This window comes from Pseudomonas sp. xss_2, from assembly GCF_043104195.1.
Classification (GTDB): Bacteria; Pseudomonadota; Gammaproteobacteria; order Pseudomonadales; family Pseudomonadaceae; genus Aquipseudomonas; species Aquipseudomonas urmiensis.
Map to the genome: position 1 here is coordinate 21,666 of NZ_JBICKL010000043.1, position 26,018 is coordinate 47,683.

Here is a 26,018-nt window from a genome sequence, read left to right on the forward strand (position 1 = left end):
TTTACTTGGGCAGCAGCACTGACGGGGGCTCATTTTCAGCGAATATCGGCTTGATAAAGTCGAGAAGCTCATCAGTGAAGAGGCTGCTAGCTGCGCTCGCAGCCTTGGGACCGTATGGCAGCGCGAGCTCTTTGAACCATGCCTTCAGCAATTCAACCGCGGGTCCCGATGGGCCAGGGCGCAATTTACTCCAAGCGGCGGCAAGGCCAGCGCTGACCGCGCTCGTCAGGCCTGTCGCAGACGCGACGCCAGAAACCCCTAGCAGGAAGAAAAACGCACCGGTCAGTTTTTCCCCATCCCACCAGCTGGTGTAACCCTTGGAGAAGTCCCTGACTGCCTGAATCAGGCTTATAACCGCAGCGATTGGCGGAAAACCGAGAGACAATGCACTCGCCACTTTGCTGCCGATCAGGTCGACCGTTTCAAAAACCCGGTTCGCGACGCTAGTGGTCTGTGACCGCGCATCGGCAAGCAGATGCTCGGCACGCCTTTGGTGATCCTTTTCCCAGCTATCGATCCAGTCGACCAGATGGGGTAGCGTATCGAGCACCACGTGTTCACCGTTTGCCCAGCGATCGCTATCCAGTGCCCGCATGGCTGCCTTGTCGGAGTGAATAACCCGGCTGGTGAAGTACGGGCCGAGATTTTCCCTGTACCAGCTTGAGGCAATGTCTCTGAATGTGCGTACAGTCTGGCCGTTGGCCGGGTCAGTGAGGTAAACGAATCGTTCACCTGCCGCGTTTTCTAACAGATAGCAGCCATTGACCAAGCGATAATCACCACGGTGGAAAGCCAACCTGCCGAGCCGGGCGTTATCCAGAATGTCTGCGCCAACTGGCGTGCGAGCGAGTCCTTTCAACCAGCCTGCGTCGGTTTCATCAAGATAGCCCTGTAGACTTGCCGCCAAGAAATCGCGGCGCAGCTTCACGTTCATCACCAACCCATGCAACCTGAGCTGACGCTCGCGTTGGGGGCGGTCATCGGCCAGGTAGCGGTCTTCGAGACGTGTGCTGTATTGCTCCCGTACCTGGCCGCTGAAGCCACGGATGGCACTGGCCAGTATGGACAGGTTGAGGTGTGAGAGGTCTTGACCCCGGGTCGAACTCAGGGTGGAGAATTCGGCGAAATTGAAGCCTGTCGGATACCCCCACGCCATCCATTGGGTGAAGCTCAGCGCGCCCTCAGATGACTCGACCCTCACCGTGTCGGCGTCAATCCAGAATCCAGTGTTGCCGGGATACCCATTGATCCGCTCAGAGGCTTGATCATGGGCAAAATCCAACAGCGTCTGCATGCCATTACTGGCGATGTAATCCTCCTCCAGGGAAGCCAGTTGATTGTCCAGAAAGTCCAAGTGCCGCCGGTCTTCCTGGCTCGCCTCCAGATACCATTGAGGTGTGGCCTGAAGCCGATTGCTGTGATGGACTGAGAGCCGACCCTCAAGCAGCACCTGGTGCAAATTCTCCTCGAATGGCCGCAGGCGGATGATATCCGGGCGCCAGGTGATGGGTTCTACCCGATGAACGAACTCTTGAACCGGTTGCCGGTGCTGCACTGGGATACGCTCCAGCAGGTAGGCAATGCCAACTGGGTTATTGAGCATCTCGAAGACCGCCTCGATCAGTTCCCGCTCATTGGCGAAGCGCTGGAAGTGACCGCCTGGCGAGCCCGGTGCATAGAGAATGAAGGACTCGTCAGCGGCAAAGGCAACCACGCCATCTAAAAATTGTCCGCGCAGTTGCAGGCGGTGCACCTGCAGCTCATCAGTCGGCTGATCATCCCCAAGCAGAGCGATGAGTTTGGCATGGGTCGGCGCAGGCAACACCTCGGCGTGCAGCGCCGCCGATGCGGCAAACAGCATGTCGGCGCGGATAACCTTACCGAGCAGCGCCTGGGTTTGTGAGTCCTGATAAGCCGCGCTGACTTCGCGGTAGTAGCTCTCGCGCAGATTGAGTTGATTGATCATTCTCTGCAGCACAGCATGGGTCAAAACCCCTTCCAGATCCGGGGCCGAAGGCTCGACGAACAGGTCATAGCCGACGTAGCCGCCACTGATAACCCAGTCCAGCACGGTGGATTTACGCTGTCCTGCAGCGTTTCTGAAGAGTCGATGAATCGTCAGTTGGGTTTTTTCCGGGGCGATCCGCAAGCCGTCGGCATTTGCCTCCAGCCATGCCCTGATCCGCGCTGCGGCAAACGTCCGATAGTCCGCAAGACTGCCCAAATGGTCGTCGAACGTTGTCTGTGCATCGATTTTGGCTTGCTCCAGCGCCGCATAGTGAGCCAGCTCGTCACCTTCAAGCTCAGTCACCCACTGCACCTGGGTGCTGAGTCGGTAGGCTTTGAGAAAGCTGGCCACGCGGTCCTGTACCTGGCTAACCCAGCTATCCAGACGTATCGCGGCGTTGAGACTGCTGAGCGACAGCTGATAGTTGGAGGGGTGCCGGGATACCTCGCCCAGTAGCTGAATCTGCAAGTCCTGCAGGTCTTCGAGCATTCTGCGCGATACCGAGTAGTCAACCTCTTCGAAGCTCAACTCCAGCGCGGCGCCCTCCCGTACAGCAGTGCGTAGCGCAGCAGGGATCGTCAGCGTCCATGGCTCCCCCGCCAGCAGGGCTTGCTGCACCCGAGCCGCGAGTGTTACCGGCTCAGCGCTGAACCAGGCGCCCCACCCCAGACCATACACGAGGAAATCTTCACCACCGTGACTGGCAACGTCGAAATCAGCGGTATAAACGAAGCAACCCGGCAAACGCACCTTGATCTCGCCTACCATGGCAATGACCTGGCCAAGTTCGGTATCCGCCTGCGGCGCCAACAGCGCTTCCATCCGCTCCCGGATCGACGGCTCAGTTATTGCCAGTATCGCCACTTCCAGTTCGAACAAGTCCCTCAACTGGTTACGCAGACGGCCGGAGGATGAATGTGCTTGCTCCTTCCACCACTGGTCCTTGGCGTCTCGCCAGTCCCCCCAACGCTCGTCGAATTGCTCAACCGTAAGCAGCGCGGGCTCCGTAGATTCAGCCTGCGGCTCTGCGGCATAACGCGGTGCATCTGCAAGCTGCCCCTGAATGGCGACAGCAAGCAACGCCACTTGCGCCAGCATTTCTTCGTATGAGCTAGGAGAAGTAGCTTTTTTGAGGAACGACAGGTTGGGAAACAAAGACTCGGAAAGCATGGCGAACTCCGAAACATGTGTGGAGTTCCAGTCTGCGTTGGGCATTCAAAGAGACAGAAAAGGGAAGCCTTTCCAGCATCCACAAAGAAGCTGTTGGGCGATACGCGCCTGCGATAGTTGTCACAACAGGCGCAGAGGGGACAGAGCCGCGCGATTATCACCCACGATGTAATAGAGAATGTCAGAAGCGACTATTTTTCCCACAGGATCAAGCGCTTATTCTTATCTCACTGGTTAGCGCGAAGGGCACTCCCCCCCGCCTTTCGCGCCACCCCAGGTTCACCGACGTTGATTTTGAAGCTCCTTGATCTAACGTCTCGATTGGCCGCTGCGCTTGCAGCGGCCTTTTTTATGCCTGCAAGAATCTGCTGTTCAACTCAGCGGATACTTTTGCAGATTGGCCATCATCTGCTGCAACGCCTGCAAGCTGTCTTCGGGATGCAGCGCGCCTTCGAAATCACCAATCTGCGCCCAATGATCGGCCACCTGTTCCGGGGTGAAGCCTTCACGTGGATCAAACCCTACGCCTACACTGCGCTCCCAACGCAGCTTGCCTATCCAGCCGCCACCTACTTCGTACAGTTGGCCACTGTCCTGGCAGTGCTCGCTGCCCAGGTACACCACCAGCGGGCTGATCAGTTCGGGCTTCAAGCGCTCGAACACCTGCTGGGGAATCAGCCCTTCGGTCATCCGGGTACCACCGGTAGGGGCGATGGCATTGACCAGGATGCCGTGCTTGCGCCCTTCAATGGCCAAGGTTCGGGTCAGGCCATACAGACCGAGCTTGGCCATGCCGTAGTTAGCTTGGCCAAAATTGCCATAGATGCCCGAGGTCGAAGCGGTAAATATCACTCGCCCCCAGTTTTGCTCGCGCAGATGCGGCCAGGCGGCGTGAGTGACCTTGTAGGCGCCTTCGACATGAATCCGATAGACCTGGTCCCAATCGACGTCTTCCATCTTGTGAAAGGTCTTGTCGCGCAGGATGCCGGCGTTGTTCACCAGCACATCGACCCGGCCAAAGCTGTCCAAAGCCTGCTCGACGATGCGCCCGCCATCAGTGACCGAATCGTGGTTGGCCACCGCGGTGCCACCGGTGGCGCGAATCTCCTCGACCACCCGATCCGCCGCCGAGGCACTGGCGCCTTCGCCATGGGTGCTGCCGCCCAGGTCGTTGACCACCACCTTGGCGCCATGCGCGGCGAACAGCAGGGCATGAGCCCGGCCCAGACCACCACCGGCGCCGGTGACGATCACCACTCGATCTTGCAGACGTACGGGCTCGCTCATGCTCATGGCTCCACAGGGTGATTGGATTAAAGGCAGTGTCGGCCAGCCAAGTGCCCGGAACAATCAAGCGCACTGGGGCTGAATGATGGGCGATAAGACAGGCCGATGGTTGCCACCGGCCTGCACTCTGGCGCTACGACCAGGCGACCTTTTGCGGCAGATAGCTCATCGGCTGCTCACGAAAGGCCAGGTAGTGGCGCAGCACCTGTACCGGTGCTTCGATATGCGGGTAGTGGCCGATGCCCTGCAGCAGTACGGTGTCCGGGTCGGGCACCTGCTGGCGATAAGCCTCGACCATGTGCGCACCAGACAGCGGATCAACGGCACCGTTGATAAAGCGCAACGGCACCCCGTCATGTTGCAGCGCCCCCACCCAGCGCTCGCGGTAAAAGCGCCGCTCCGGGACGAAACTCATCAACTTGTGCAGGATCCGCGTGCCTCGGTTGGAAACAATCAAGCTCCAACTATCATCCAGTGCGCTCTCGCTGGGGTGGGTGCAAGGGCCATACACCTGGGTGACATTGCGCACCAGATCGTCGCGGCCAAACGAGCGCCCCACCAACCAGCCCAGGGGGCTGAGCAACAGCTTCTGCACCAGCAGCAACGGGCAGCGTTCGGGGAACAAGGCGCTGTTGAGGAACACGCAGCTGGCGATCTCGGCCCGCCCTTCGTGATGGCGCGCGAGCAGCTCCTGGGCCACGCTGCCACCGTAGTCGTGGGCCAACAGATGCGCGGGCTGATCGATCTTCAAATGAGCCAGCAACGCCAATTGCAGATCAGCCTGCTCCATCAGGCTGTAGCTGTGCCCCAGGGGCTTGGCGGAATCGCCGAAGCCGATCATGTCACAGGCGATAACGCGAAAACGCTGCGCAAGGGGCGCCCACAAGTAGTGCCAGTCCCAACTGGCGGTGGGGAAACCGTGGAGTAGTAGCAGTGGCTCTCCTTGCCCTGCTGTCCAGTAGCGGATGCTCTGGCCCCGGAATGAGAAACTCTGACCCCGGGTTCGCCAGACGCACAATGGAATTTCGGCCAAAGGCATCACAGTGGTCCCGGGAGGTAGGGGGTGAAGGAATACGGCAAGGCTGCGGTCATTGCATGTCACCTCGGCACTTACATGTGCTCTCTATGTCGCGTCGAGGCACAGTCTAGTCAGCGCGAGCAGTGGCGGAACTTACCTTGGCAGCCAGCTTGATGACCTAACAGGTCAGGTGTATGAACGGTCAGAGCAGCATCGCCAGCAAGGGCGCGGCAAACAGGTTGAGCAGCCCGGTCAAGACCATGACCAAGCCGGCCACAGAACCTTCTTCGCGGCCCACTTCCTGCGCCCGGCTGACCCCGGCGCCATGCGCACCGACCCCGAACAACGCACCACGCGCCAGGGGCGTACGCAGCGGCAGGTAGCGCAACAGGATGCCGCCGAACATGGCGCCGAGCACGCCGGTGAACATCACGAACACCGCAGTCAGTTCCGGCACCCCACCCAAGTCACGTGCCAAGGGCATGGCGAATGGCGTGGTGATAGAGCGCGGCAGCAACGACAGGCTGACCGAATCATCCAGCGCCAACCAATGGGCCAGGCCCCAGGAGCTGGCGATCGATGCGGCACTACCGGCCAACATCCCCACCAACAACGCCGGCCAGTGCCGCGCCAGCAATGCTTTCTGCTGCCAGATGGGGACGGCGAAGGCCACCGTCACCGGGCCCAGCACGCCCATCAGCCAGTGGGTATTGCGGGCATACTCGGCATAGGCGGTATGCAACGGCAGCGCCACCGCCAACAACAAAGCCGGTACCAGGATCAACGGCGACAGCAGATAGCGCCTGCTGCGCCGGTACAGCCAGCGGCTGCCCAGATAAGCCAGCAAGGTCAACGCGAGCCAGAACAGCGGCATGGGTTCAAGACTCATGGCGCAGGCTCCAGCGGCAGACCAGCTCGACCGTCACCGCCGTGACCACCATCACCAGCAGGGTACTCACGGCGATCACCAGCAGAATGCGCCAACCCTCGTCGCGCAGCAGGCTGCCGTAGTCGAGCAGGCTCATCAGTGCAGGGATGAAGAACAGCAGCATCTCGGCCATCAGCCAGCCGGCGCCCAGTTGCAGCATGGCCGGCTTGAGAATACCGCTGGCAAACAACACCAGCAGCAGCGCCAGCCCCATCACCCCTCCGGGGATGGGCCAGCCGAACCACACGGCGAGCTGGCCGCCGAGCAGAAACAAAACGAGCAGCACCGCCAGCTCAATCAGCAGGCGGCCGAATTTCTTCAACAACAGGGCGTTCATGGGGCGGGGTTCCTCGAGCAGGTGCCCATTGTAAAATTTGCCTGCCTAGGCCAGAAGCGAATTGTTAGACTTAAGCCCATTCCAAAATGGAATTCAGAGCATGGAATTCAAACAACTACGCAGCTTCATTGAAGTGGTGCACCGAGGTGGCTTCACCCAGGCTGCGCTGACCTTGCATATCAGCCAGTCCGCCGTGAGCAAGCAGGTCGCCCAGCTGGAGCAAGATGTGGGCCAGCCGCTGCTTGAGCGGCAGGGCTCGCAATTGCACCTGACAGCGGCTGGGCGGATTGTCCTGGAGCGCGGCGAGGCGCTGCTGCGCCAGCGTCAGGAGCTGCAAAGCGAGTTGGATGACCTGAGCCAGATGGCCCGTGGCGAACTGCGCCTGGGCTTGCCACTGCTGGGCAGCGATGCGCTGTTCGCCGGACTGTTCGCCGAATACCGGCACCGGCATCCAAACATCGCCATTCAACTGCTTGAAGGCGGCAGCCGCACGGTGGAGCAGGCGGTCAAAAGCGGCGAGCTGGAGCTGGGCGGTAGCCTGACGCCGAGCGATGGCGACTTTGAGTATCAGCCGTTCTGCAATGAACCGCTGGATGCCTTGCTGCCGGCGGATCATCCACTTGCCGGGCTGGCTCAGGTCGAGTTGCGCCAGCTGGCCGATACGCCGTTTTTGCTGTATCAGCGCAGTTTCGTGCTCAATGACCGCTTGCTGAGCGCCTGCCAGCAGGTGGGGTTCACCCCTAAAGAAGGCGGGCGCAGCGGCCAGGCGGACTTTCTTGCCGCGCTGGTTGCCGCTGGCCAGGGGGTGGTGTTGCTGCCCCGGGTGGTAGCACGGGCGTTGGAACGCCCTGGGGTGGTGCGCCTGCCGCTGTTGGCGCCGGACTATTTGCGTTGGGATATCGCTTTTATCTGGCGGCGCGGGGCGTACCTGTCACGGGCGGCGCAGGCCTGGTTGAAACTGTTGCGCGAGCAGGCTTGAGGCCAGCACCAGACTCAGCCCTTGAGGGCAGCGGCAAACTCCGCCAACCACGGCTCGGCATCGGTTTCCGGCGTCACGGTTTCGCTGGCATCCAAACGCAACATCGGCAGCACTTCACGCACGCCCAATTCAGCAAACAGCTCGCGCATCTGCTCGCCACCGCCGCAATAGGTGTCGCCATAGCTCGAATCACCCAGGCCGATCACCGCACCTGGCAAGCCGCGCCAGGCTGCCGGCAGGGTGTCGCGGAGGGTGCTGTACAGCGGCATCAGGTTATCCGGCAGCTCGCCCATGCCGGTGGTCGAGGTGACGGCCAAAAACGCCTCCGGGGCAAACCCTTGAATATCCTGCAGGGTAGCCCGCGCCGCGTGCCAGGCTTCATGGCCTGCCGCCTTGAGCAACGCTTGGGCATGACGAGCAACTTCTTCGGCGGTGCCATACACCGACCCGGAAATAATGGCGACTTTCATCTGAAAGAGGATTCCGAAACTGAGTGAAAACGTAGAATACTAGCATCCGGCGATAGCAAAAGGCCGCCTAAGCCGAAAGTCCCCTCCTCTGCCAATGGTCCGAAGATGATCAACGCGCAACTGCTGCAATCCATGATCGATGCCTCCAACGACGGGATCGTCGTCGCTGAACAAGAAGGCGATGAAGACACCATCCTGATCTACGTGAACGCGGCATTCGAACGCCTCACAGGCTTCGAACGCGATGAGATTCTCTACCAGGACTGCCGCTTCTTGCAGGGCGACGATCGCGATCAGCTTGCCCGCTCGCGCATTCGCAAAGCTTTGAAAGAAGGCCAGCCGTGCCGTGAAGTGCTGCGCAACTACCGCAAGGATGGCAGCGCGTTCTGGAACGAACTGTCGATCACCCCGGTGCACAACGCCGCTGAAAACCGTACCTATTTCATTGGTATCCAGAAGGACGTCAGCCGTCAGGTCGAGCTGCAACGTGAGCTGGATATAGTGCGCGCCCGCCTGGCTGAACTGGAATCTCAACTGCACGCTTGAACCAAGCGCCTCGGACGCGGTCAATCACGTTGAAGAAATCGCCACTCTCGAGCTCGATCATGCACGCAAACGCCCTCCTGACCCAGGACGAAATGGATTTCATCCAGGATATGCAGCATTCGCCGCAGTTGAACCTGGCCGACTCCATGTCGAGCCTACTGGTCAATGGCGACCGGCAGATCCAGCAGTTGCTGACCCGCCTGGTGGCCAATGAACAGGTCACCCTGCAGGCGCAGTTCAACAACCAGCAGATCAGCTTCCCGCTGCAATTGGTCGAGGACGAATTCCACGCTCTGCATTTGCAGGTAGGTTCGCCGGAAATCTACGAAGATGGCCCGATGCTGCGCCCTTGGCGGCTGTCGATGGAACAACCTTCGGCGCTGCTGGGCGAGCACGGCGAACACAGCGGCTTGTGGGTCAGGGACATCTCGTTCAAGGGCGCACTGGTGGAAATCCGCGGCGTGGCCCAAGCGCCATCACGTTTCGACCTGCGTTTTGCCCCCGAAGGCATCCCGGCGATCGGCCTGCATGGCGTACTGCGCCGACGCATTGGCCGTGACCTGGCCGCCTACGACCTCAGCCGCAGCCCAGCGCACGAGATCGAGCGCCTGCGGGAGTACATCCTCCAAGCCCACCGCCTGGCCCACCCCGAGCTGCATACTCAGGTATCGAGCTGACCTGCCAGGTACTGGCGTAGGCGCTTGCGCATCAGGCTGCCATCGGCGCCCAGGCAAGCCACTGGGCTGCCGGCCAGATGATCCTGGGCCATTTCTGCCGCTTCTCCAGCCAGCAATAGCGGACAGCCAAGGCCCAACACCCATCGCGCCAGTTGCTTGCCCAACTCAGCGGTAGGCTGTTGGTTAGAAAACAGCACCAATGCATCCGGGCTCAAGCGCTCGCAAACCAGCGTCAGCTCATCCAGTGGCTGCCCTGGCGCCAGCACCACCACGCTCACTTCATCACTGCTCAGCAGCAAGCCTGCGACCAGCAGCTCAAGCTCCAGCGCTCCGCTGCTCAGCGGCGCCAGCACTATGCGCCGATTACGCGGGCCACGTGCCAGTTGCAGGCGCATCAGCACCCGCCCCCGCAGAAACTGGTCGAGAAACGCCCACTCGCTCATTTGTCCAAAACTTGCGTGACCTGCACGCAGGCTGTGCCAGACCGGCATGAACACCTCATCGAACACCGGATCCAGGGCATTGCTGGCAAATACCTGGTCAAACAGCCGATCGAGGCTGGCGCCGTCAAAGCGCTGCACAGCTTCACGCACTTGGGTGCGCCAGCGCACGCGTTCATCGGCGTTGCTAGCAGCCCAGCCGTCCTGCGCCAACGCCTGACCGCGGGCCAGGATGCTGCCGACCTTGCTCACTGCCACACCGCGTTCCAGCCAACCTAGGATGCTGCGGATATCGTCGATGTCCGCTTGGGAATACAGGCGATGGCCGCTGTCGGTGCGAGTCGGCTGGATCAATCCGTAACGGCGCTCCCACGCGCGCAGGGTCACAGGGTTAACGCCAGTCAACTTCGCCACCTCGCGGATCGGATACAGCTGCTGGTAGTCCAGATCAGCTGCGCTGGTTGAGGCCGATAGCTGCTTGTTCATGCGCCCAGATGCCCTGTCTCAGGTAATTGAAAGGCATTTTACGCCCGCTTGCACACAGTGTTCAGTGTATCCCGTTCGCCGCCTGAAACTGACGGGTCATGAAATATCCGCGATAATCGCGCCCGATTCTTGCAAGCCTGCTTGCGTCGCCCACCACCCCGGGCGACGAAGCCAAGGGGCCAGCTACCCGCCAGCCCCGTCGCCAGGAGATACACGATGTCTACCCCACCCGTCACCTTGATGGTGTCGCGCCGCGCCGCCCATGGCCGCTACCAGGACCTACTGACCTGGCTGCATGAAGGCGAGCAGCTGGCCACCGACTTCCCCGGCTACCTGGGCTCGGGCATTCTCGCACCGCCCGCCGAGGGCGATGAATTCCAGATTATCTTCCGTTTCACCAACGAGCAGACCCTGCACAGCTGGGAGCATTCCGCGTCGCGGCGCGCCTGGCTGCAACGCGGTGATGGCTTGTTCGAACGCCCCAAAGAGACGCGCGTCAGCGGCATTGATGACTGGTTTGGCACTAATATGGTGCAAAAACCGCCGCGCTGGAAGCAAGCGGTCGCCATCTGGCTGGCGTTCTTTCCGGTCTCGCTGCTGTTCAACGTGGTCTTCGGCCACTGGCTGGCGCCACTCGACCTGGTGCCCAGAGTGCTGCTCAGCACCCTGGCCCTGACGCCGGTGATGGTCTACCTGTTCATCCCGTTGTCGACCCGTCTGCTGGCCCCCTGGCTGCACCCGACGCCGGCCAACGCCAGTCAACCGGCACGAGGGCTGCGCAGCCGCTGAGGCACGCCACGCAAGAGGCAGACAGTTCGGGTATGCTGGTGCATCACTGCACGCACAGACAAGTAGACTGCCCCGAACATGAATAGCCCTATCCTCGTAACCGGAGCCAGCCAACGCGTAGGGCTGGCCCTGGCGCTTGAACTGGCACAGGCCGGCCATACGGTGGTCAGTGCCAGTCGCAGCATTCTTGCGCAGTCGGCGCACCCGAACATCGTCCAGTTCCGCGCCGACCTCTGCCAGCAGGCCGACCGCCAGGCGCTGATCGAGCACCTGCATACCCACTACGACGGGCTGCGGGCGATCATCCACAACGCCTCGGTGTGGCTCGATGACGGCCTGGATAACCTCGACATGATGTTCCGCCTGCATGTCGAGGCGCCCTACCACCTCAACCTGGCCCTGGGTGAACTGCTGGCCAAGGTCGACAAGGCCGATATCATTCACATCTGCGACGAAACCTCGTCACGCGGCAGCAAGAGCCACATCGGCTACGCCGCGACCAAGGCCGCGCTGCAGAACATGGTGCTGTCGTTTGCCGAGAAATATGCGCCCAAGGTGCGCGTCAACGGTATCCTGCCGGGCTTGCTGATCCTCAAGGAAGGTGGCGACGAAGCCTACCGCCAGCAAACCTTGAAAAAAGCCCTGCTGGAGTTCGAACCCGGCGCCGGGCCGCTGATCGAGGCGGTTAAATACCTGCTCGACAGCCAGTACAGCACTGGCAGCCAGGTGGTCATCAATGGTGGCCGCCATCTGAAGAACCGCATGACCTGAGGGAAGCTCCCATGACCGCGCAACAACAACTCGAACTCGAAGCCGCCGCGTTCCGGCGCCTGGTCGAACACCTGCAAAAACGTACCGACGTGCAGAACATCGACCTGATGAACCTCTCCGGTTTCTGCCGTAACTGCCTGTCCAAGTGGTACAAGGCCGCAGCCGACGAGCAGCAGATCGAGCTGAGCATGGATGACGCCCGCGAAGCGGTGTACGGCATGCCCTATGCCCAGTGGAAAGCCCAATACCAGAAAGAAGCCAGCGCCGAGCAGCAAGCGGCGTTCGAACAAGGAAAACCTCGTGACTGATCTGAACACCCTGCGCGCCAGCCTTGCCAGCGGCGAACACGTTTTTGCCGATACCCTGGCGTTCATTGCCGAGCACTACAGCTACCAGCCTCAAGCGTTCAGCAATGGCGGCGTGGAGAACGCTGCCGGGCAAAACGAAGGCTCCTGCAAGACCCTGGGCCTGGCATTGCTCGAAGGCCTGAGCGACCAAGAGGCGCTGCTGGCGTTTGGTGAGCACTACCGCAGCGTAGTGGCCACGCCTGATGGCAGCGACCACGGCAATATCCGCGCGCTGATCGCCTATGGTCTGGCCGGGGTCAAGTTCGCTGAGCAGCCGCTCAAGCGTCTGGCCTGATTCGCTTCGCGGTAAATCCCGCTCCAACAGTGCTCTGGAGGAGCGGCGGTGCGCCGCTGCGACTTGCCCGCGAAGAGGCCAGACCTGCCTCCATCAGCTGATGATCTGCCCCGGCACCTCAGCCCCCAGCTCCCCCTGCCCTAACCACCTCAGGGCAATCGGCCACAGCGCCTCGCGAAAACGATCGTGAAAAAACGCAAAATGGCCGATCTCATCCACTGAGATATCCCCAGGCGCCACCCGCAGATGCAGCCGCTCGGCGTGGGTCAGGTACCCCAGCAGACGCTCAGTCGCCGCCACCGTACCAAACGGATCATCGGTCAGGCTGATTGCCAATGTCGCTGCCCGCACTTGGGCAAACGGCAAGCTATCCAGCGAGCGTCCACTGGGCCTGTGCTCAAAGCGCGGCGTGCGCGTGCTCCAGTCCTCCACCACCCCTGCCGGGGTATCCTCCAGCCAGCCCAGGCGCTTGCCCGGGAAATAGCCATAGACCCGCGTCAACAAGGGCATCAGCACATGCCACTTGCCAAACAACTGCCAGCGCTGCTGCGCCGCATAGTCGCGCCAGTAGGCAAACTGCGCGCCGACCATCACCACCCGCCGCACCCGCTCGGCAGACGGCGCCAGGCCAACCGCCCAGCCGCCAAAGCTATGCCCCACCACATCCACGGGCTGCCCTGCGAACTGCTCGGCTGCGCGCTGCAACATGGCTTCGAAATCCAACCGCCCCCAGTCGCACCAAGAAGCACTGAACCCGCGCAACGACGCCGGCCGCGACTCGCCGATACCACGGTAATCGTAGGTCAGCACATCGAAGCCCTGGGCAAACAGGTAGTCGGCAAAACGCGAGTAGTAACGACAGCGCACCGAGGTTGCGGCATTGATGATCACCAGCGGACGCTGGGGATCGGGTTGGGCATGACGCCACTGGAAACCGCCGAGGCTGTAACCATCGGCGGCTGGCTGGCGAAAGGCACTGGCGGGTTGAGTGAGGCTGCTCATGGCGCGCTCCCTGCGGCGTCGCGCCTACAGAAAGGGCGGACACACGAATTGTTGTCCGCCAACGCTAGCAAAAAATCAGCGCCAAGCCATCCCCTCAGGTCGTCGACAAGGCGCGAGCCACGCCTGGCTTGCGCAGCACTTCCAGGCGCGAACCGTGATAGCGGCTCTCGCGAAACAATTTGAAGCGGCCGAACAGGCCATACACATGCATCACCCGACCCTGCTCGTGGTAACCCATGCGCAGGTGCAGTTTCATCGCCGGTACGTTGTGCGTCTCGACCACATCCACCACCTTGTGGCAGCCCTTCTCGCGCATGGTGTTCCACAGTGCGACCTGGGCGGTCACCGATAGCTCACTGCCAAAGTAGCGGCGGATCATTTCACCGCCGAACTCGAAGAATTCCCCCGGTTTGACCGGGAAGGTGCAGCCGTAATAGTGCTTGTCGTGATAGTCGACCACGCTGGCCCAGATGAACGCCACGGCATCGCCCTGCTCGTCCAGGTACATGTGCCCGGTATGCCCGGCAGCCGCCAGTTCGCGCATGGTTTCAACACGGTCGCCAAAGTGGCGAGCGAAGGCATCGGCATTGTCGGTGGTGATTTCCACCAAGGTGACAGGCGGGTGCTCTTTAAGCTTGCAAGGGGGGACGGGGCTGATCAAATCGCGTTCCATCCACAGCAGTTCCCAGTGGAAAAACACATAACGTTCGAACAGCGTCTTGAAGGTGCGCTTGAGACCTTTTCGCCTTATGCGTTCTTGTAGTTTTTGCAGTGCACTCATACCGCCTCCCAGGCCACGGCGAAATTGCCCGGCCAATAACTGCGGTATAGATGGCGGCCATATCAAATGGCCAGCAGATAATGTGTTGCAAGATGTTAACAAGCCCAGGCGGGAACCGTACACCTGTGGAAAACAGGTGCACGGTCAATGGCTTGCTTACAGCTCGACGCAGTCAAACCGTACGTCGGTGGCTACGTCTTGATCATAGTCAACATCCTGACGCTCGAAACCGAACAGGTTGAGGAACTGCTTCTTGTAACCGGCATAGTCGGTCAGCTCGAACAGATTCTCGGTGCTCACTTGCGGCCACAGGGCCTTGCAAGCGTCCTGAACGTCGTCGCGCAGCTCCCAGTCGTCCAGGCGCAGGCGGCCTTCGCTGTCCAGCTCGGCCGGCTGGCCATCGGCGCGGTACATGCGATCACGGAACATGCGATCGAGCTGATCCTGAGTGCCTTCGTGGACGTTTTTCTCTTTCATGATCTTGAAGACCATCGACAGGTACAGCGGCATCACCGGGATGGCCGAGCTGGCCTGGGTCACTACCGACTTGAGCACGGCCACGTTGGCGCCGCCACCGACCTGCTTGTTCAGGCGCTTGGCGGTTTCGTCCAGGTCTTGCTTGGCCTTGCCCAGCGCACCGTGCCAGTAGATCGGCCAGGTGATTTCAGTGCCGATGTAGCTGAAGGCGACAGTGCGCGCATCGTCGGTCAGCACGTCGGCCTGCGACAGAGCGTCGATCCACAGCTGCCAGTCCTGGCCACCCATGACGGTCACGGTGTCGGCGATTTCCTGCTCGGTGGCAGGCTCGATGCTGGCTTCGATGATGGTGTCTTTGTTGGTGTCGATCGCGGTCGACTTGTACGGCTCGCCGATTGGCTTGAGCGCCGAGCGCACCAGCTCACCGGTCTGTGGCAGCTTGCGCACAGGCGAGGCCAGCGAGTAGATGACCAGGTCGACCTTGCCGCCCATTTCGTTCTTGATCAGCTCGATGACCTTGGCGCGGGCTTCGTCGGAGAAGGCATCACCATTGATCGACTTGCTGTACAGGCCTTCGGCCTTGGCGAAATTGTCGAACGCGGCGGCGTTGTACCAGCCGGCGGTGCCTGGCTTGGTTTCGGTGCCCGGCTTTTCGAAGAACACGCCCAGGGTGTCGGCCTTGAAGCCGAATGCGGCGGTGATGCGCGCTGCCAGGCCGTAGCCGCTGGAAGCACCGATCACCAAGACCTTCTTCGGACCATCCTCGCGCACGCCCAGCTTGCGGGTGGCTTCGATCTGGTCACGGACGTTGAGCTCGCAGCCCTTGGGGTGAGTCGTGGTGCAGATGAAACCGCGAACCTTGGGATGAATGATGGCCAATGTCTGTACCTCGTCAGGTTTATGCTGAGGAGCCGCGCCGCATGGGCCGGATCCGTTGATCAGAGGGTGAGACTACCCCCGCAGGTTATCCGACACATATTACGGGGTGATTGAGTGATGCAAAAGGCTGCCGGCCACATCGCGGGACATGTCGCAGCGGCGCAGCAACTGTGGGAGCGGGCTTGCCCCGCGATGAGGCCAGCCCAGACACCCTCAGCCCGCCAGCCCACCCCGCAACCACGCCATAAACTGCCGCGCCAGCGGATCATCCTGGCTATCGCGATGCACCAGGCAGGCCCAGGCAGGCCCCCGCACACGCTGCTGCGACAGCGCCTGCAACTGGCCCTCGGCCACCGCCCGCTGCGCCAGCAGCTGGCTCACCAGGGCAATCCCCAGCCCCTCGCAAGCCGCTTCGAGCAGCAACCCCGGGTCAGAAAAATTCAGCCCCCGCCCCTGCTGGCCGACATCCTCGCCGCCCTCCACCTGCCAGTGGCTCCAGTCCATCTCCCGCTCGCCGTGCAAGGTCGTGCGGCCGCTTTCTGGCAACCCCGGATGGCACGCCGGGTACAGTCGATCCTGATGCAGCACGCTGAAGCTGCATTCGGCCTGGGCGCTGAGGTCGTCACGGATGGCCAGGTCGATGGTCTGGGTAGCCATGTCTGGCACATCGAAGCTGGTGAACAGCCACAGGTCGACCTGCGGGCAACGCTGACGAAAGTCTGCCAGACGCGGCAGCAACCAATGCCGGGCAAACGCCGGGGTGGTGTTGACCACCAACTGGTTGGGCTTGCGGTACTGATCGAGCCGCCGAATTCCCACCGCCAATTGCTGCAGCATCGATTGCGTTGTGCTGAGTAGATCGTGGCCGGCATCGGTCAGGCTGACACTGCGCCCAGTGCGGTGAAACAGCGGCTGCTCCAGATAACTTTCCAGGCTGCGAATCTGCTGGCTGATCGCCGATTGGGTGAGGTTCAGCGCCTCGGCAGCCTTGTGAAAACTGCCGAGCCGGGCAGCAGCCTCGAAACCGCGCAGGGCATTGAGCGGGGGCCAGTGTTTGAGCATATCGATAAGCCTGACTGATCAGATGTGCGCTAAATCTATCGTTTGTCGCTGCACCTTCCTAGCCCTAGCATTGACCTCAACACCCGCGACGGCGGGCTTCGTTGATAAATAATTCTTAACTGATCGGAGTTCTCTATGCACCTGTCCAACGACAGCGGCTGGCGCATGCCTGCCGAATGGGCCCGCCACGCCGCCACCTGGATGATCTGGCCGCACAACCAAAGCCTGTGGGAAGCCGGCTGGCGCGTGACCCTGGCCGATGTGCAGCGCGACTATGCCCGCGTGGCCAGCGCCATCGCCCGCTTCGAGCCGGTGAAGATGGTGGTCGATCCTTCCGCCATCGCCAGCGCCCGAGCCCTGTGCGGCCCAGGCATCGAGCTGGTGGAGCTGGCGGTGGACGACAGCTGGTGCCGCGACAGCGGGCCGAGCTTTATCTGCCATCCGCAGCATGGCCTGGCAGGCCTGAGCTGGCGCTTCAACGCCTGGGGCAACAAGTCGGCGCACAGCCAGGATCGCAGCCTCGGCCGGCGTATCCTCGACCACCTGGGCCTGGAGGGTTTCAGCACGCCGCTGTGCAACGAAGGCGGTGCGATTCATGTCGATGGCCAAGGCACGCTGATCACCACCGAATCGGTACTGCTCAAACGCAATCGCAATCCAGGGCTGACCAAGGCCGATTTCGAAGACTGCTTCGCCCGCCTGCTGGGCATTAGCAAGACCATCTGGCTGCCGGGCGATCCGCAGTACGTCACCGGCGACATGACCGATGGCCACGTCGATGGCGTGTGCGCCTTCGCCCGCCCCGGCGTGCTGTTGGTCGACGCCACCCACGAGCACAACTCGGTGTACGCCGAGGTCGCCCGGGAAAACCGCCGCGCCCTGGAGCTGGCGAGCGATGCCCAAGGCCGCCCATTCGAGCTGCTCGACCTGTACGAAGCCAGCGCCGCCGTCGACCCTGAGGCCGAGGTGTTCTGCGCCTCCTACACCAACTTCTACATCGCCAACGACGCGATCATCATGCCCGCCTACGGCATCGACGCCGACCAGGCCGCCGCGCGCCAGCTGGCCGTGGCCTTCCCTGGGCGCGAGATCGTCCCGGTGCGCATCGACAACATTGCCCACGGCGGTGGCGGTATCCACTGCATCACCCAGCAGCAGCCGGCCTGGCCCCTGCGCGAGGCACGCCCATGAGCCAGTTGCGCATCGCCACCACCCAAATGCCCTGCAGCTGGGATCTGCCGGCCAACCTGGAGCGCGCCGAACAACTGGTACGCCAGGCGGCCGCCCAGGGTGCCCAGGTGATCCTGTTGCAGGAGCTGTTCGCCACCCCGTACTTCTGCATCGAGCAATGCCACAGCCACCAGGCGCTGGCCGAGACGTACCAGCACAGCCCGCTGCTCAAGCGCTTCGCCGCCCTGGCCGGCGAGCTGGGCGTGGTACTGCCGCTGAGCTGGTACGAACGGGCCGGCAACGCCTTCTTCAACTCGCTGAGCGTGGCCGATGCCGACGGGCGCCTGCTCGGGGTCTATCGCAAGACCCACATCCCCAACGCCATCGGCTACCAGGAGAAGGAATACTTCAGCCCCGGTGACACCGGCTTCAAGGTCTGGGACACCGCCTTCGGCCGCCTGGGCATCGGTATCTGCTGGGACCAGTGGTTCCCCGAGACAGCCCGCTGCCTGGCGTTGATGGGCGCCGAAGTGTTGCTGTTTCCCACCGCCATCGGCTCGGAACCCGGCGCCGCCGAACTGGACTCACGCGACCATTGGCAGATGGCCATGCGCGGTCACGCCGCCGCCAACCTGCTGCCGGTCGTGGCCGCCAACCGCGTTGGCAGGGAAGTGGCACGCAGCGATGACAGCCTGGCCATGCGCTTCTACGGCTCGTCGTTCATCTGCGACCACAAGGGCGCCGTGCTCGCCGAAGCCGACCGCGACAGCACAGGCGTCTGGCTGCACGACCTGGACCTGGCGCGCATGCGCGAAGAGCGCTTGAGCTGGGGCATCTACCGCGACCGCCGCCCCGAGATGTACGCGCCCCTGATGACGCTCGACGGCCACCCCACCCGGAGGATCTGACCATGCCCCTGCGCCCTTGCCACCTGCTGGCCGCCCTGGGCCTGGCGCTTTGCGCCAGCCAGGCCCAGGCCGAACAACCGACCCTGCGCCTGTACAACTGGGCGGACTATTTTGCCGAAGACACCCTCAAGCGTTTTACCGCCGAGACGGGTATCCAGGTGATCTACGACGTCATGGACGGCAGCGAAGTGCTCGAAGCCAAGCTGATGTCCGGGCGCAGCGGCTACGACCTGGTATTCCCCGGCGACACCGTAGCCGAACGGCTGATGCGCGCCGGCAGCCTGCAACCACTCGATCGCAGCCAACTGCCCGCGCTGGACGATCTCGACCCCGGCCTGCGCACGCTGCACGACCAATACCCCAAGGCGCGCCAGGCGACCGTACCCTACACCTGGGGCACCATCGGCCTGACAGTCAATGCCGACAAGATCCGCCAGCGCATGCCCGATGCACCACTCAATAGCCTCGATTTGCTGCTCAAGCCAGAGTTGGCCGCCAAGTTCGCCGACTGCGGTATCTCGATCATCGACTCGCCCGACGAAGCCCTGGCCGTGGTGCTCAACTACCTCGGCCGCGAGCCGCGCAGCGCCAAGCGCGAAGACCTGGCCGCCGCCAGCGCACTGCTCAGCGCCATCCGCCCCTACGTGCGCAAGTTCCAGTCGCAGCCGGTGACCGAACTGGTCAACGAAAACCTGTGCCTGTCGCTGGGCTACAGCGGCGATGTGATCCAGGCCCAGCGCACCGCCGAGGCTGCCGGCAAAGCCATCGACTTTCAGTACCGCGTGCCGCGCGAAGGCACCACGGTGTGGATGGACACCATGGCCATCCCCGCCGATGCGCGTCACCCGGAGTATGCCTATCGTTTCATCAACTTCGTCATGCGCCCGGAAAACATGGCCGCGATCAGCAACTTCACCGGCTACCCGACCGCCAGCGCCAAGGCGCGCCCGGCGGTGGATGCACGCATGCGCGACAACCCCGATATCTACCTAGACCCAGCGACCTACGCCCGGTTGATCCCAGGCAAGGACATCCCCCAGGCCGACATGCGTGCGCGCATGCGCGTCTGGACCCGCTTCAAGACTGCACAGGACTGACCCATGCCGACCCGTCGAACCTTCCTGCAACTGTCCCTGGCCGCCGGCCTTGGCGCCGGCCTCGGGCTGCCACTGGGCAGCGCCCGCGCCGCTGAGCTGGGGCGCTGGTTCATGCCTGACGAAGGCGAAGCGCAGCAGCGCGCGTACCTCGCCTTTGGCGCCCAGGACGCCATCTGGGAAGACTTCACCACTGACGTGCAAGCCGCCCTCGGACGCATCGCCCAGGCCATTGCCCGCTTCCAGCCGCTGACGGTGTTTTGCCGCCCGACCGAGCGCGACCTGGCTGAAGACTATTGTGGTCGCCACAACACCACCTACGTCACCTGCGAGCTGGACGACATCTGGATGCGCGACATCGGCGCCAACTTCGTCGTCGACGATGACGGCGCACTGGCCGCCGTCGATTTCAACTTCAACGGCTGGGGTGGCAAGCAGCGCCACCGCAACGATGCCAAGCTGGCTGCGCGGGTGGCCAAGCTGGCCGGCGCGCAGTATCAGCGCAGCGAGCTGGTTGGCGAAGGGGGTGGGATCGAGGTGGATGGCCATGGCACCGGGATCATGACCGAGAGCTGCTGGGTCAACGGCAACCGCAACCCTGGCTGGAGCAAGGCCCAGGTCGAAGAAGAGCTCAAGACGCGCTTGGGCTTGCGCAAGATCATCTGGCTGCCGGGGATCAAGGGCAAGGACATCACCGATGCGCATGTGGATTTCTATGCGCGCTTCGTCCGCCCTGGGGTGGTGATCGCCAATCTGGATAACGACCCGGACTCGTATGATCACGCCGTGACCAAGCGGCACCTGGAGATACTCAAGGGCGCGACCGATGCCGATGGCCGCCCGCTTGAAATTCACACCGTGTCGCCGCCGCTGGAGCCCAGGCGCAGCACGTTCAGCCGCGGCAATCCGGATTTTGCCGCGGGGTATATCAACTACTTCGTGATCAACGGGGCGGTGATTGCGCCGCAGTTTGGCGACAAGCATGCGGACGGCAAGGCGCGTGACTTGCTGGTAAAGCTGTATCCAGGGCGCGAAGTGGTGCAGCTGGATATCGATGCGATTGCGGCTGGGGGTGGCGGGATTCACTGCGTTCCCCATCAGTGTCCTGCGGTGTAGCACAGGGCCGCGTGCGCCTTAATCGCGGGGCAAGCCCGCTCCCACGCAACCTGTCAGCACACTATCTGCGTGGGAGCGGGCTTGCCCCGCGATTGGGCCGCAACGCGGCCCCATTCACCGATCTCCAGGCCCCCGCCGCCACCCGGTAATCATCGACCAGGGCAAGTTCTCACCCAGCCGCACACTCTCGACCAGCGCCGCCAACACATGCACGCACACCAGCGCCAACAAGGCATTGGCCAGCACACTGTGCACATCCACCGGCCAATCCGCGCCCCATAGCGCGTCGACTTCCTGCGACAACCACCCAGTCAGCCCAAGCCCGGCGATGCAGCCAAGCATCGCCAGCATCACCAACGCGCCAATCGGCGAATGCCCCAACCGGTGATACGGCTCGCCCCGGAGCAGCGCCCGAGCGTGCGCCGCCAAGCGCGCACGGGTCGGCCAAAAGTCCACCCAACGGGCACTGCGCGGGCCAACGAAACCCCATAGCAGCCGCAGCAACAGGCAGCTCAGCGCGTAATAACCCAGCCACTGATGCCAATCGTCGCCTTCTTCATTGAAGAAATAATTGGTGAAGAACACCACGGCAAACGACAGGTGACAAACGCGCAACAGCGGATCCCACAGCCGCACCCTGGCGGCTGGCATCAGTCTTCGATCTCGGTTTTCACCGCCTTGCCAGTGACCGGGTCATGATAGATCTCGACCTTGCGGCCATCCTTGTCGAAGCCATAGATCTCGTAGCAGTTGCCTTTGGTGACCTTGAACTTGTTGATCTTGTAGCCCTGCTCCTTGAGCTGGGTCTGGAATTTCTCTGGGTCTTGCCAGGTACTTTTCTCGGCGGTGGTGCATTGCGGCGAGGCGAGGGAAAGGCCACTGACAAGCAGCAACGTGAGCAGGATCAGGGTACGCATGACGATAAGCTCCAGTGAGAGTGAAACACGCGGCGCGGCCAAGCTCATCTAGCGTAGCTGCGAATGCCTGGCGATGCTGGCTGCCACGGCTGCTGCCCCCGGGGACCATTCATTTGCATTTCAGATCAATCACAAAGAAAAACAAACTTAACAAATCAACCAATCCCGCCGATGCTGGTGGGAATGCGCCGCTGTCCTGGCGCCCCACCCTTCATGGAGAACAACAAAATGAATGAAGTCGTCATCGTCGCCGCCACCCGTACGGCCATTGGCAGTTTCCAGGGGGCGCTGGCCAGCGTGCCAGCGGTCGAGCTGGGCGCTGCGGTGATCAAGCGCCTGCTGGAGCAAACCGGGCTGGACCCAGCCCAGGTCGATGAAGTGATCCTCGGCCAAGTGCTGACCGCCGGCGCCGGGCAGAACCCCGCACGCCAGGCGGCGGTCAAGGCCGGCCTGCCGTTCGCAGTACCGGCGCTGACCCTGAACAAGGTCTGCGGCTCGGGCCTCAAAGCACTGCACCTGGCCACCCAGGCGATTCGCTGTGGCGATGCCGAGGTGGTGATTGCGGGCGGCCAGGAAAACATGAGCCTGTCGCCCTACGTCATGCCATCGGCGCGCAGCGGCCAGCGCATGGGCCATGGGCAGTTGATCGACAGCATGATCAGCGATGGCCTGTGGGATGCGTTCAACGATTACCACATGGGCATCACGGCCGAGAACCTGGTGGACAAGTTCGACATCAGCCGCGAGCAGCAGGACGCCTTTGCCGCTGAATCCCAGCGCAAGGCGATTGCCGCCATCGAGGCTGGGCGCTTCAAAGATGAAATTACCCCGATCGTGCTGGCGCAGAAAAAGGGCGAGCCGAAAGTGGTCGAGCGTGATGAACAGCCGCGCGCTGACACCACGGCCGAGTCGCTGGCCAAACTGCGCCCGGCATTCAAGAAGGACGGCAGCGTGACCGCGGGCAATGCCTCCAGCCTCAACGATGGCGCTGCGGCGGTGTTGCTGATGAGTGCGGACAAAGCCAAGGCGCTGGGCCTGCCGGTGCTGGCGAAGATTGCCGGTTATGCCAGTGCCGGGGTCGATCCGGCGATCATGGGCATCGGGCCGGTATCGGCGACCCAGCGTTGCCTGGACAAGGCAGGTTGGACGCTGGGCGATCTGGATTTGATCGAAGCCAACGAGGCGTTTGCCGCTCAGGCGCTGGCGGTAGGTAAATCGCTGGAGTGGGATGCCGCGCGGGTCAACGTCAACGGCGGGGCGATTGCGCTGGGGCATCCGATTGGGGCCTCGGGGTGCCGGGTGCTGGTGACGCTGTTGCACGAGATGATCAAGCGCGATGCCAAGAAGGGGCTGGCGACCTTGTGCATTGGCGGCGGGCAAGGCGTGGCGTTGGCGATCGAGCGCGAGTGATTTTTCGTCAGTGAGATGTTGGGGCTGCGTTGCAGCCCCACCAAACCCCAGTTCAGAATCGATCTAAGCCCGCACAACGCAAAACGGGACGCAGTGCGTCCCGTTGTTTTGCTCAACTAACCGCTCAAGCCACCGCCGCACCACGCAGCTCGCGGGCAGCGGCGACCATGTTCACCAGCGCCGCCTCGGTCTCAGGCCAGCCACGGGTCTTCAGGCCGCAGTCGGGGTTGACCCACAGACGCTCAGCGGGAATGCGCTGCGCGGCCTTGCGCAGCAACTTGACCATCTCCTCACGGCTCGGCACCCGCGGCGAGTGAATGTCGTACACGCCAGGGCCGATCTCGTTCGGGTAGTCGAACTTCTCGAACGCCTCCAGCAGCTCCATGTCCGAGCGCGAAGTCTCGATGGTGATTACGTCAGCGTCCATCGCCGCGATCGACTCGATCACATCGTTGAACTCGCTGTAGCACATGTGGGTGTGGATCTGGGTTTCGTCACGCACCCCCGAGGCGCACAAGCGGAAGGCTTCGGTGGCCCACTCCAGGTAATTGGCCCAAGCGCTCTTGCGCAGCGGCAGGCCTTCGCGGAAGGCTGCTTCGTCGATCTGCACGATCTTGATGCCCGCCGCTTCCAGGTCCACCACCTCGTCACGAATCGCCAGCGCCAGCTGCCGGGCCTGCACTTCGCGGCTGACGTCTTCACGCGGGAACGACCACATCAGCATGGTGACCGGGCCAGTCAGCATGCCCTTCATGACCTTGCAGGTCAGGCCCTGGGCGTACTTGATCCACTCTACGGTCATGGCTTTGGGGCGGCTCAGGTCACCGAAGATCACCGCCGGCTTGACGCAGCGCGAGCCGTAGCTCTGCACCCAGCCGAAGCGGGTGAATACATAGCCGTCGAGCTGCTCGGCGAAGTACTCGACCATGTCGTTGCGCTCGGCCTCGCCGTGTACCAGCACGTCCAACCCCAGTTGCTCCTGGATTTGCACCGCGTGGCGGATCTCGCTGTGCATGGCCTCGACGTACTCGGCCTCGGTCAACTTGCCCTGCTTGAACGACTGACGCGCCAGACGGATCGCCGAAGTCTGTGGGAACGAGCCAATGGTAGTGGTCGGATACGCCGGCAGGTCCAGCCCCGCCCGCTGCTTGACGATGCGCTGCTCAAAGGCCGACAGACGCTGGCTGTCGGCGGGCTTGATCGCCGCCAGACGGGCCTGCACAGCGGGTTTGTGAATGCGCGGCGAGGCAGCGCGGCTGGCCTGTACGGCGCGGCTGTCTTCCAGTGCGGCGTGCACGTCGGCGGCGCCTGGCTGGTTGATGGCCTTGGTCAGCACAGCGACTTCCTGGCACTTCTGCACGGCAAAGGCCAACCAGCTTCTCAGCTCGGCATCGAGCTGGTCTTCCCTGGCCAGGTCTACCGGGCTGTGCAGCAGCGAGCACGACGGCGCGACCCATAGCCGATCACCCAAACGCCCGGCGGCATGGCGCAGCACGTCGAGGGCTTTTTCCAGATCGCAGCGCCAGACGTTGCGGCCATTGACCACGCCCAGCGACAGCACCTTGTAGGCCGGCAGGCGGTCGAGGATGGTCGGGTACTGCTCGGGGGCGCGCACCAGGTCGATGTGCAGGCCATCGACCGGCAGATTCGCCGCCAGGCCGAGGTTGTCTTCCAGGCCACCGAAGTAAGTCGCGACCAGCTTTTTCAGCGGCGCACGCTGAAGGATGTTGTAGACCCGCTCGTAGGCGTTTTTCCAGCTTTGTGGCAGATCCAGCACCAGGATCGGCTCATCGATCTGTACCCACTCCACGCCCTGCGCAGCCAGGCGGTTGAAGATCTCGTCGTACAGCGGCAGCAGGCGGTCGACCAATTCCAGCTTGTCGAATTCAGCGCCCTTGGTCTTGCCCAGCCACAGGTAAGTCAGCGGACCGATCACCACCGGCTTGACCGCATGGCCCAACGCTTTGGCTTCGGCGACCTCCTCGAACAACTGCTCCCAGCTCAGGGCAAACTGTTGCTCGGCGGTGAATTCCGGGACCAGGTAGTGGTAGTTGGTGTCGAACCACTTGGTCATCTCCTGGGCGTGGGCGCCGCCGCAGCAGCTGTCGCTGCGGTCCGTCGCCACGGCGCCACGGGCCATGTTGAACAGGGTGTGCAGGGTCGGCTTGGCGCCGTTATGGCCACGAAAGCGCTCCGGGATCACGCCGAAGGTCAGCGAGTGGGTCAGGACCTGGTCGTACCAGGCGAAGTCGCCGACCGGCAGCAGCTCGATGCCAGCGTCTTTCTGCGCCTGCCAGTGGGCGGCACGCAGCTCGCGGCCTACGGCGCGCAGGCCGGTTTCGTCGAGTTCGCCTTTCCAGAAAGCTTCCTGGGCTTTTTTCAGCTCACGATCGCGGCCGATGCGTGGAAAACCCAGGTTGTGTGCCAGTGCCATGTGCCTTGTCCCTTAGAGTGGAAATTCAATGAGGGAAGTTTGGCGGCACGGGCATCGTGAGACAAACTCATATAATTTGAGATGATCACGAGATTTATTCATGAGGCGGAGGTATTGGGGCTGCTGCGCAGCCCATCGCAGGCTGCGCCAGCTCCTACAGGAAAGTGCGCGCCCTTGTAGGAGCTGGCGGAGCCTGCGATGGGCTGCAAAGCGGCCCCCG

The 26,018-nt window shown here is 62.4% G+C and carries 26 protein-coding genes; 12 read left to right on the forward strand and 14 right to left on the reverse strand.

Features of this window, described 5'->3' with window-relative positions; translation table 11 throughout:
• Position 1: 1 nt before the first annotated feature.
• From ACF8K2_RS06890 to ACF8K2_RS06910, 5 genes are all read right to left on the reverse strand, one after another.
• Positions 2 to 3,178: a hypothetical protein gene (locus ACF8K2_RS06890; protein ID WP_392464048.1), complete on the reverse strand. Its 3,177-nt coding sequence runs from the start codon at positions 3,176 to 3,178 to the stop codon at positions 2 to 4.
• Positions 3,179 to 3,550: 372 nt separating this feature from the next.
• Positions 3,551 to 4,465, reverse strand: coding sequence for an SDR family oxidoreductase (locus tag ACF8K2_RS06895; RefSeq protein WP_392464050.1), 915 nt, complete (start codon positions 4,463 to 4,465; stop codon positions 3,551 to 3,553).
• A 133-nt stretch (positions 4,466 to 4,598) separates the two neighbouring features.
• Positions 4,599 to 5,504 carry an alpha/beta fold hydrolase gene (locus ACF8K2_RS06900; RefSeq protein WP_186553743.1) on the reverse strand — a complete coding sequence of 302 codons (906 nt, stop codon included), beginning with the start codon at positions 5,502 to 5,504 and terminating at the stop codon, positions 4,599 to 4,601.
• Between the two features lie 181 nt (positions 5,505 to 5,685).
• Entirely contained in the window at positions 5,686 to 6,372 is a 687-nt protein-coding gene (locus tag ACF8K2_RS06905; protein ID WP_392464051.1) for an LrgB family protein, read from the reverse strand.
• Positions 6,362 to 6,748 (reverse strand): CidA/LrgA family protein, encoded by a 387-nt coding sequence (locus ACF8K2_RS06910; RefSeq protein ID WP_392464052.1) that lies wholly within the window; start codon positions 6,746 to 6,748, stop codon positions 6,362 to 6,364. Before ACF8K2_RS06910 ends, ACF8K2_RS06905 begins: the two co-directional genes overlap by 11 nt.
• A gap of 100 nt (positions 6,749 to 6,848) precedes the next feature.
• Between ACF8K2_RS06910 and ACF8K2_RS06915 the strand changes: the two genes are divergently transcribed.
• Complete coding sequence (locus tag ACF8K2_RS06915; protein ID WP_392464054.1) at positions 6,849 to 7,727, forward strand: LysR substrate-binding domain-containing protein; 879 nt, start codon at positions 6,849 to 6,851, stop codon at positions 7,725 to 7,727.
• A gap of 14 nt (positions 7,728 to 7,741) precedes the next feature.
• Here ACF8K2_RS06915 and ACF8K2_RS06920 read toward each other — a convergent pair whose 3' ends face one another.
• Complete coding sequence (locus ACF8K2_RS06920) at positions 7,742 to 8,197, reverse strand: flavodoxin (protein WP_264236406.1); 456 nt, start codon at positions 8,195 to 8,197, stop codon at positions 7,742 to 7,744.
• 105 nt (positions 8,198 to 8,302) lie between these two features.
• Between ACF8K2_RS06920 and ACF8K2_RS06925 the strand changes: the two genes are divergently transcribed.
• Positions 8,303 to 8,743: a PAS domain S-box protein gene (locus ACF8K2_RS06925; protein ID WP_392464056.1), complete on the forward strand. Its 441-nt coding sequence runs from the start codon at positions 8,303 to 8,305 to the stop codon at positions 8,741 to 8,743.
• Between the two features lie 59 nt (positions 8,744 to 8,802).
• Complete coding sequence (locus ACF8K2_RS06930) at positions 8,803 to 9,420, forward strand: hypothetical protein (protein WP_312153462.1); 618 nt, start codon at positions 8,803 to 8,805, stop codon at positions 9,418 to 9,420.
• Here ACF8K2_RS06930 and ACF8K2_RS06935 read toward each other — a convergent pair.
• Positions 9,405 to 10,346, reverse strand: a complete 942-nt coding sequence (locus ACF8K2_RS06935; RefSeq protein ID WP_392464057.1) for a MerR family transcriptional regulator — start codon at positions 10,344 to 10,346, stop codon at positions 9,405 to 9,407. The two genes, ACF8K2_RS06930 and ACF8K2_RS06935, sit on opposite strands and share 16 nt — an antisense overlap.
• 216 nt (positions 10,347 to 10,562) lie before the next feature.
• Between ACF8K2_RS06935 and ACF8K2_RS06940 the strand changes: the two genes are divergently transcribed.
• The 4 genes from ACF8K2_RS06940 to ACF8K2_RS06955 all read left to right on the forward strand — a co-directional run bounded on the left by ACF8K2_RS06940 (position 10,563) and on the right by ACF8K2_RS06955 (position 12,548).
• Complete coding sequence (locus ACF8K2_RS06940) at positions 10,563 to 11,135, forward strand: antibiotic biosynthesis monooxygenase (RefSeq protein ID WP_264236401.1); 573 nt, start codon at positions 10,563 to 10,565, stop codon at positions 11,133 to 11,135.
• Between the two features lie 78 nt (positions 11,136 to 11,213).
• The gene (gene folM / locus ACF8K2_RS06945; protein WP_264236400.1) at positions 11,214 to 11,906 is read left to right on the forward strand and encodes a dihydromonapterin reductase; all 693 of its coding nucleotides are present in this window, start codon (positions 11,214 to 11,216) and stop codon (positions 11,904 to 11,906) included.
• A gap of 11 nt (positions 11,907 to 11,917) precedes the next feature.
• Positions 11,918 to 12,214 carry a DUF1244 domain-containing protein gene (locus ACF8K2_RS06950; protein ID WP_186553733.1) on the forward strand — a complete coding sequence of 99 codons (297 nt, stop codon included), beginning with the start codon at positions 11,918 to 11,920 and terminating at the stop codon, positions 12,212 to 12,214.
• Positions 12,207 to 12,548 carry a HopJ type III effector protein gene (locus ACF8K2_RS06955; protein ID WP_392464058.1) on the forward strand — a complete coding sequence of 114 codons (342 nt, stop codon included), beginning with the start codon at positions 12,207 to 12,209 and terminating at the stop codon, positions 12,546 to 12,548. Before ACF8K2_RS06950 ends, ACF8K2_RS06955 begins: the two co-directional genes overlap by 8 nt.
• 93 nt (positions 12,549 to 12,641) lie before the next feature.
• On the opposite strand, the gene ACF8K2_RS06960 is transcribed toward ACF8K2_RS06955, so the two are convergent.
• The 4 genes from ACF8K2_RS06960 to ACF8K2_RS06975 form a co-directional block, all read right to left on the reverse strand.
• The gene (locus ACF8K2_RS06960) at positions 12,642 to 13,550 is read right to left on the reverse strand and encodes an alpha/beta fold hydrolase (RefSeq protein WP_392464059.1); all 909 of its coding nucleotides are present in this window, start codon (positions 13,548 to 13,550) and stop codon (positions 12,642 to 12,644) included.
• Between the two features lie 94 nt (positions 13,551 to 13,644).
• Positions 13,645 to 14,331, reverse strand: coding sequence for an N-acetyltransferase (locus ACF8K2_RS06965; RefSeq protein ID WP_186553730.1), 687 nt, complete (start codon positions 14,329 to 14,331; stop codon positions 13,645 to 13,647).
• A 156-nt stretch (positions 14,332 to 14,487) separates the two neighbouring features.
• The gene (gene fabV, locus ACF8K2_RS06970; protein WP_392464061.1) at positions 14,488 to 15,687 is read right to left on the reverse strand and encodes an enoyl-ACP reductase FabV; all 1,200 of its coding nucleotides are present in this window, start codon (positions 15,685 to 15,687) and stop codon (positions 14,488 to 14,490) included.
• 213 nt (positions 15,688 to 15,900) lie between these two features.
• Positions 15,901 to 16,749 (reverse strand): LysR substrate-binding domain-containing protein, encoded by an 849-nt coding sequence (locus tag ACF8K2_RS06975; RefSeq protein ID WP_392464063.1) that lies wholly within the window; start codon positions 16,747 to 16,749, stop codon positions 15,901 to 15,903.
• 135 nt (positions 16,750 to 16,884) lie between these two features.
• On the opposite strand from ACF8K2_RS06975, the gene ACF8K2_RS06980 reads away from it, so the two are divergent.
• Genes ACF8K2_RS06980 through ACF8K2_RS06995 form a run of 4 tightly spaced genes read left to right on the forward strand, consistent with a single transcriptional unit; the run spans position 16,885 to position 21,037 of the window.
• Entirely contained in the window at positions 16,885 to 17,940 is a 1,056-nt protein-coding gene (locus tag ACF8K2_RS06980) for an agmatine/peptidylarginine deiminase (RefSeq protein ID WP_392464064.1), read from the forward strand.
• Entirely contained in the window at positions 17,937 to 18,827 is an 891-nt protein-coding gene (aguB, locus tag ACF8K2_RS06985; RefSeq protein ID WP_392464065.1) for an N-carbamoylputrescine amidase, read from the forward strand. The genes ACF8K2_RS06980 and aguB overlap by 4 nt, the downstream gene beginning before the upstream one ends.
• Positions 18,828 to 18,829: 2 nt before the next feature.
• Positions 18,830 to 19,924, forward strand: a complete 1,095-nt coding sequence (locus ACF8K2_RS06990; protein ID WP_392464066.1) for an extracellular solute-binding protein — start codon at positions 18,830 to 18,832, stop codon at positions 19,922 to 19,924.
• Positions 19,925 to 19,927: 3 nt separating this feature from the next.
• Complete coding sequence (locus tag ACF8K2_RS06995) at positions 19,928 to 21,037, forward strand: agmatine/peptidylarginine deiminase (RefSeq protein ID WP_392464067.1); 1,110 nt, start codon at positions 19,928 to 19,930, stop codon at positions 21,035 to 21,037.
• A gap of 114 nt (positions 21,038 to 21,151) precedes the next feature.
• Here the strand turns inward: ACF8K2_RS06995 and ACF8K2_RS07000 are convergent, their stop codons facing one another.
• Entirely contained in the window at positions 21,152 to 21,688 is a 537-nt protein-coding gene (locus ACF8K2_RS07000; RefSeq protein ID WP_392464068.1) for a cytochrome b/b6 domain-containing protein, read from the reverse strand.
• A complete protein-coding gene (locus ACF8K2_RS07005) occupies positions 21,688 to 21,954 on the reverse strand; it encodes a PepSY domain-containing protein (protein ID WP_186553722.1) in 267 nt (88 codons plus the stop codon). The genes ACF8K2_RS07000 and ACF8K2_RS07005 overlap by 1 nt, the downstream gene beginning before the upstream one ends.
• A 228-nt stretch (positions 21,955 to 22,182) precedes the next feature.
• Here ACF8K2_RS07005 and ACF8K2_RS07010 point away from each other — a divergent pair, with 228 nt between their 5' ends.
• Positions 22,183 to 23,364 (forward strand): acetyl-CoA C-acetyltransferase, encoded by a 1,182-nt coding sequence (locus ACF8K2_RS07010; protein ID WP_312154971.1) that lies wholly within the window; start codon positions 22,183 to 22,185, stop codon positions 23,362 to 23,364.
• A 124-nt stretch (positions 23,365 to 23,488) separates the two neighbouring features.
• Here ACF8K2_RS07010 and metE read toward each other — a convergent pair whose 3' ends face one another.
• Complete coding sequence (metE, locus tag ACF8K2_RS07015; protein WP_392464069.1) at positions 23,489 to 25,798, reverse strand: 5-methyltetrahydropteroyltriglutamate--homocysteine S-methyltransferase; 2,310 nt, start codon at positions 25,796 to 25,798, stop codon at positions 23,489 to 23,491.
• Between the last annotated feature and the right edge of the window lie 220 nt (positions 25,799 to 26,018).

Bases quoted from the DNA above. Each gene is read 5' to 3' on its own strand.
- ACF8K2_RS06890 (WP_392464048.1), bottom strand. From the start codon at position 3,178: ATGCTTTCCGAGTCTTTGTTTCCCAACCTGTCGTTCCTCAAAAAAGCT.
- ACF8K2_RS06895 (WP_392464050.1), bottom strand. From the start codon at position 4,465: ATGAGCGAGCCCGTACGTCTGCAAGATCGAGTGGTGATCGTCACCGGC.
- ACF8K2_RS06900 (WP_186553743.1), bottom strand. From the start codon at position 5,504: ATGCCTTTGGCCGAAATTCCATTGTGCGTCTGGCGAACCCGGGGTCAG.
- ACF8K2_RS06905 (WP_392464051.1), bottom strand. From the start codon at position 6,372: ATGAGTCTTGAACCCATGCCGCTGTTCTGGCTCGCGTTGACCTTGCTG.
- ACF8K2_RS06910 (WP_392464052.1), bottom strand. From the start codon at position 6,748: ATGAACGCCCTGTTGTTGAAGAAATTCGGCCGCCTGCTGATTGAGCTG.
- ACF8K2_RS06915 (WP_392464054.1), top strand. From the start codon at position 6,849: ATGGAATTCAAACAACTACGCAGCTTCATTGAAGTGGTGCACCGAGGT.
- ACF8K2_RS06920 (WP_264236406.1), bottom strand. From the start codon at position 8,197: ATGAAAGTCGCCATTATTTCCGGGTCGGTGTATGGCACCGCCGAAGAA.
- ACF8K2_RS06925 (WP_392464056.1), top strand. From the start codon at position 8,303: ATGATCAACGCGCAACTGCTGCAATCCATGATCGATGCCTCCAACGAC.
- ACF8K2_RS06930 (WP_312153462.1), top strand. From the start codon at position 8,803: ATGCACGCAAACGCCCTCCTGACCCAGGACGAAATGGATTTCATCCAG.
- ACF8K2_RS06935 (WP_392464057.1), bottom strand. From the start codon at position 10,346: ATGAACAAGCAGCTATCGGCCTCAACCAGCGCAGCTGATCTGGACTAC.
- ACF8K2_RS06940 (WP_264236401.1), top strand. From the start codon at position 10,563: ATGTCTACCCCACCCGTCACCTTGATGGTGTCGCGCCGCGCCGCCCAT.
- folM (WP_264236400.1), top strand. From the start codon at position 11,214: ATGAATAGCCCTATCCTCGTAACCGGAGCCAGCCAACGCGTAGGGCTG.
- ACF8K2_RS06950 (WP_186553733.1), top strand. From the start codon at position 11,918: ATGACCGCGCAACAACAACTCGAACTCGAAGCCGCCGCGTTCCGGCGC.
- ACF8K2_RS06960 (WP_392464059.1), bottom strand. From the start codon at position 13,550: ATGAGCAGCCTCACTCAACCCGCCAGTGCCTTTCGCCAGCCAGCCGCC.
- ACF8K2_RS06965 (WP_186553730.1), bottom strand. From the start codon at position 14,331: ATGAGTGCACTGCAAAAACTACAAGAACGCATAAGGCGAAAAGGTCTC.
- ACF8K2_RS06975 (WP_392464063.1), bottom strand. From the start codon at position 16,749: ATGCTCAAACACTGGCCCCCGCTCAATGCCCTGCGCGGTTTCGAGGCT.
- ACF8K2_RS06980 (WP_392464064.1), top strand. From the start codon at position 16,885: ATGCACCTGTCCAACGACAGCGGCTGGCGCATGCCTGCCGAATGGGCC.
- aguB (WP_392464065.1), top strand. From the start codon at position 17,937: ATGAGCCAGTTGCGCATCGCCACCACCCAAATGCCCTGCAGCTGGGAT.
- ACF8K2_RS06990 (WP_392464066.1), top strand. From the start codon at position 18,830: ATGCCCCTGCGCCCTTGCCACCTGCTGGCCGCCCTGGGCCTGGCGCTT.
- ACF8K2_RS06995 (WP_392464067.1), top strand. From the start codon at position 19,928: ATGCCGACCCGTCGAACCTTCCTGCAACTGTCCCTGGCCGCCGGCCTT.
- ACF8K2_RS07000 (WP_392464068.1), bottom strand. From the start codon at position 21,688: ATGCCAGCCGCCAGGGTGCGGCTGTGGGATCCGCTGTTGCGCGTTTGT.
- ACF8K2_RS07005 (WP_186553722.1), bottom strand. From the start codon at position 21,954: ATGCGTACCCTGATCCTGCTCACGTTGCTGCTTGTCAGTGGCCTTTCC.
- ACF8K2_RS07010 (WP_312154971.1), top strand. From the start codon at position 22,183: ATGAATGAAGTCGTCATCGTCGCCGCCACCCGTACGGCCATTGGCAGT.
- metE (WP_392464069.1), bottom strand. From the start codon at position 25,798: ATGGCACTGGCACACAACCTGGGTTTTCCACGCATCGGCCGCGATCGT.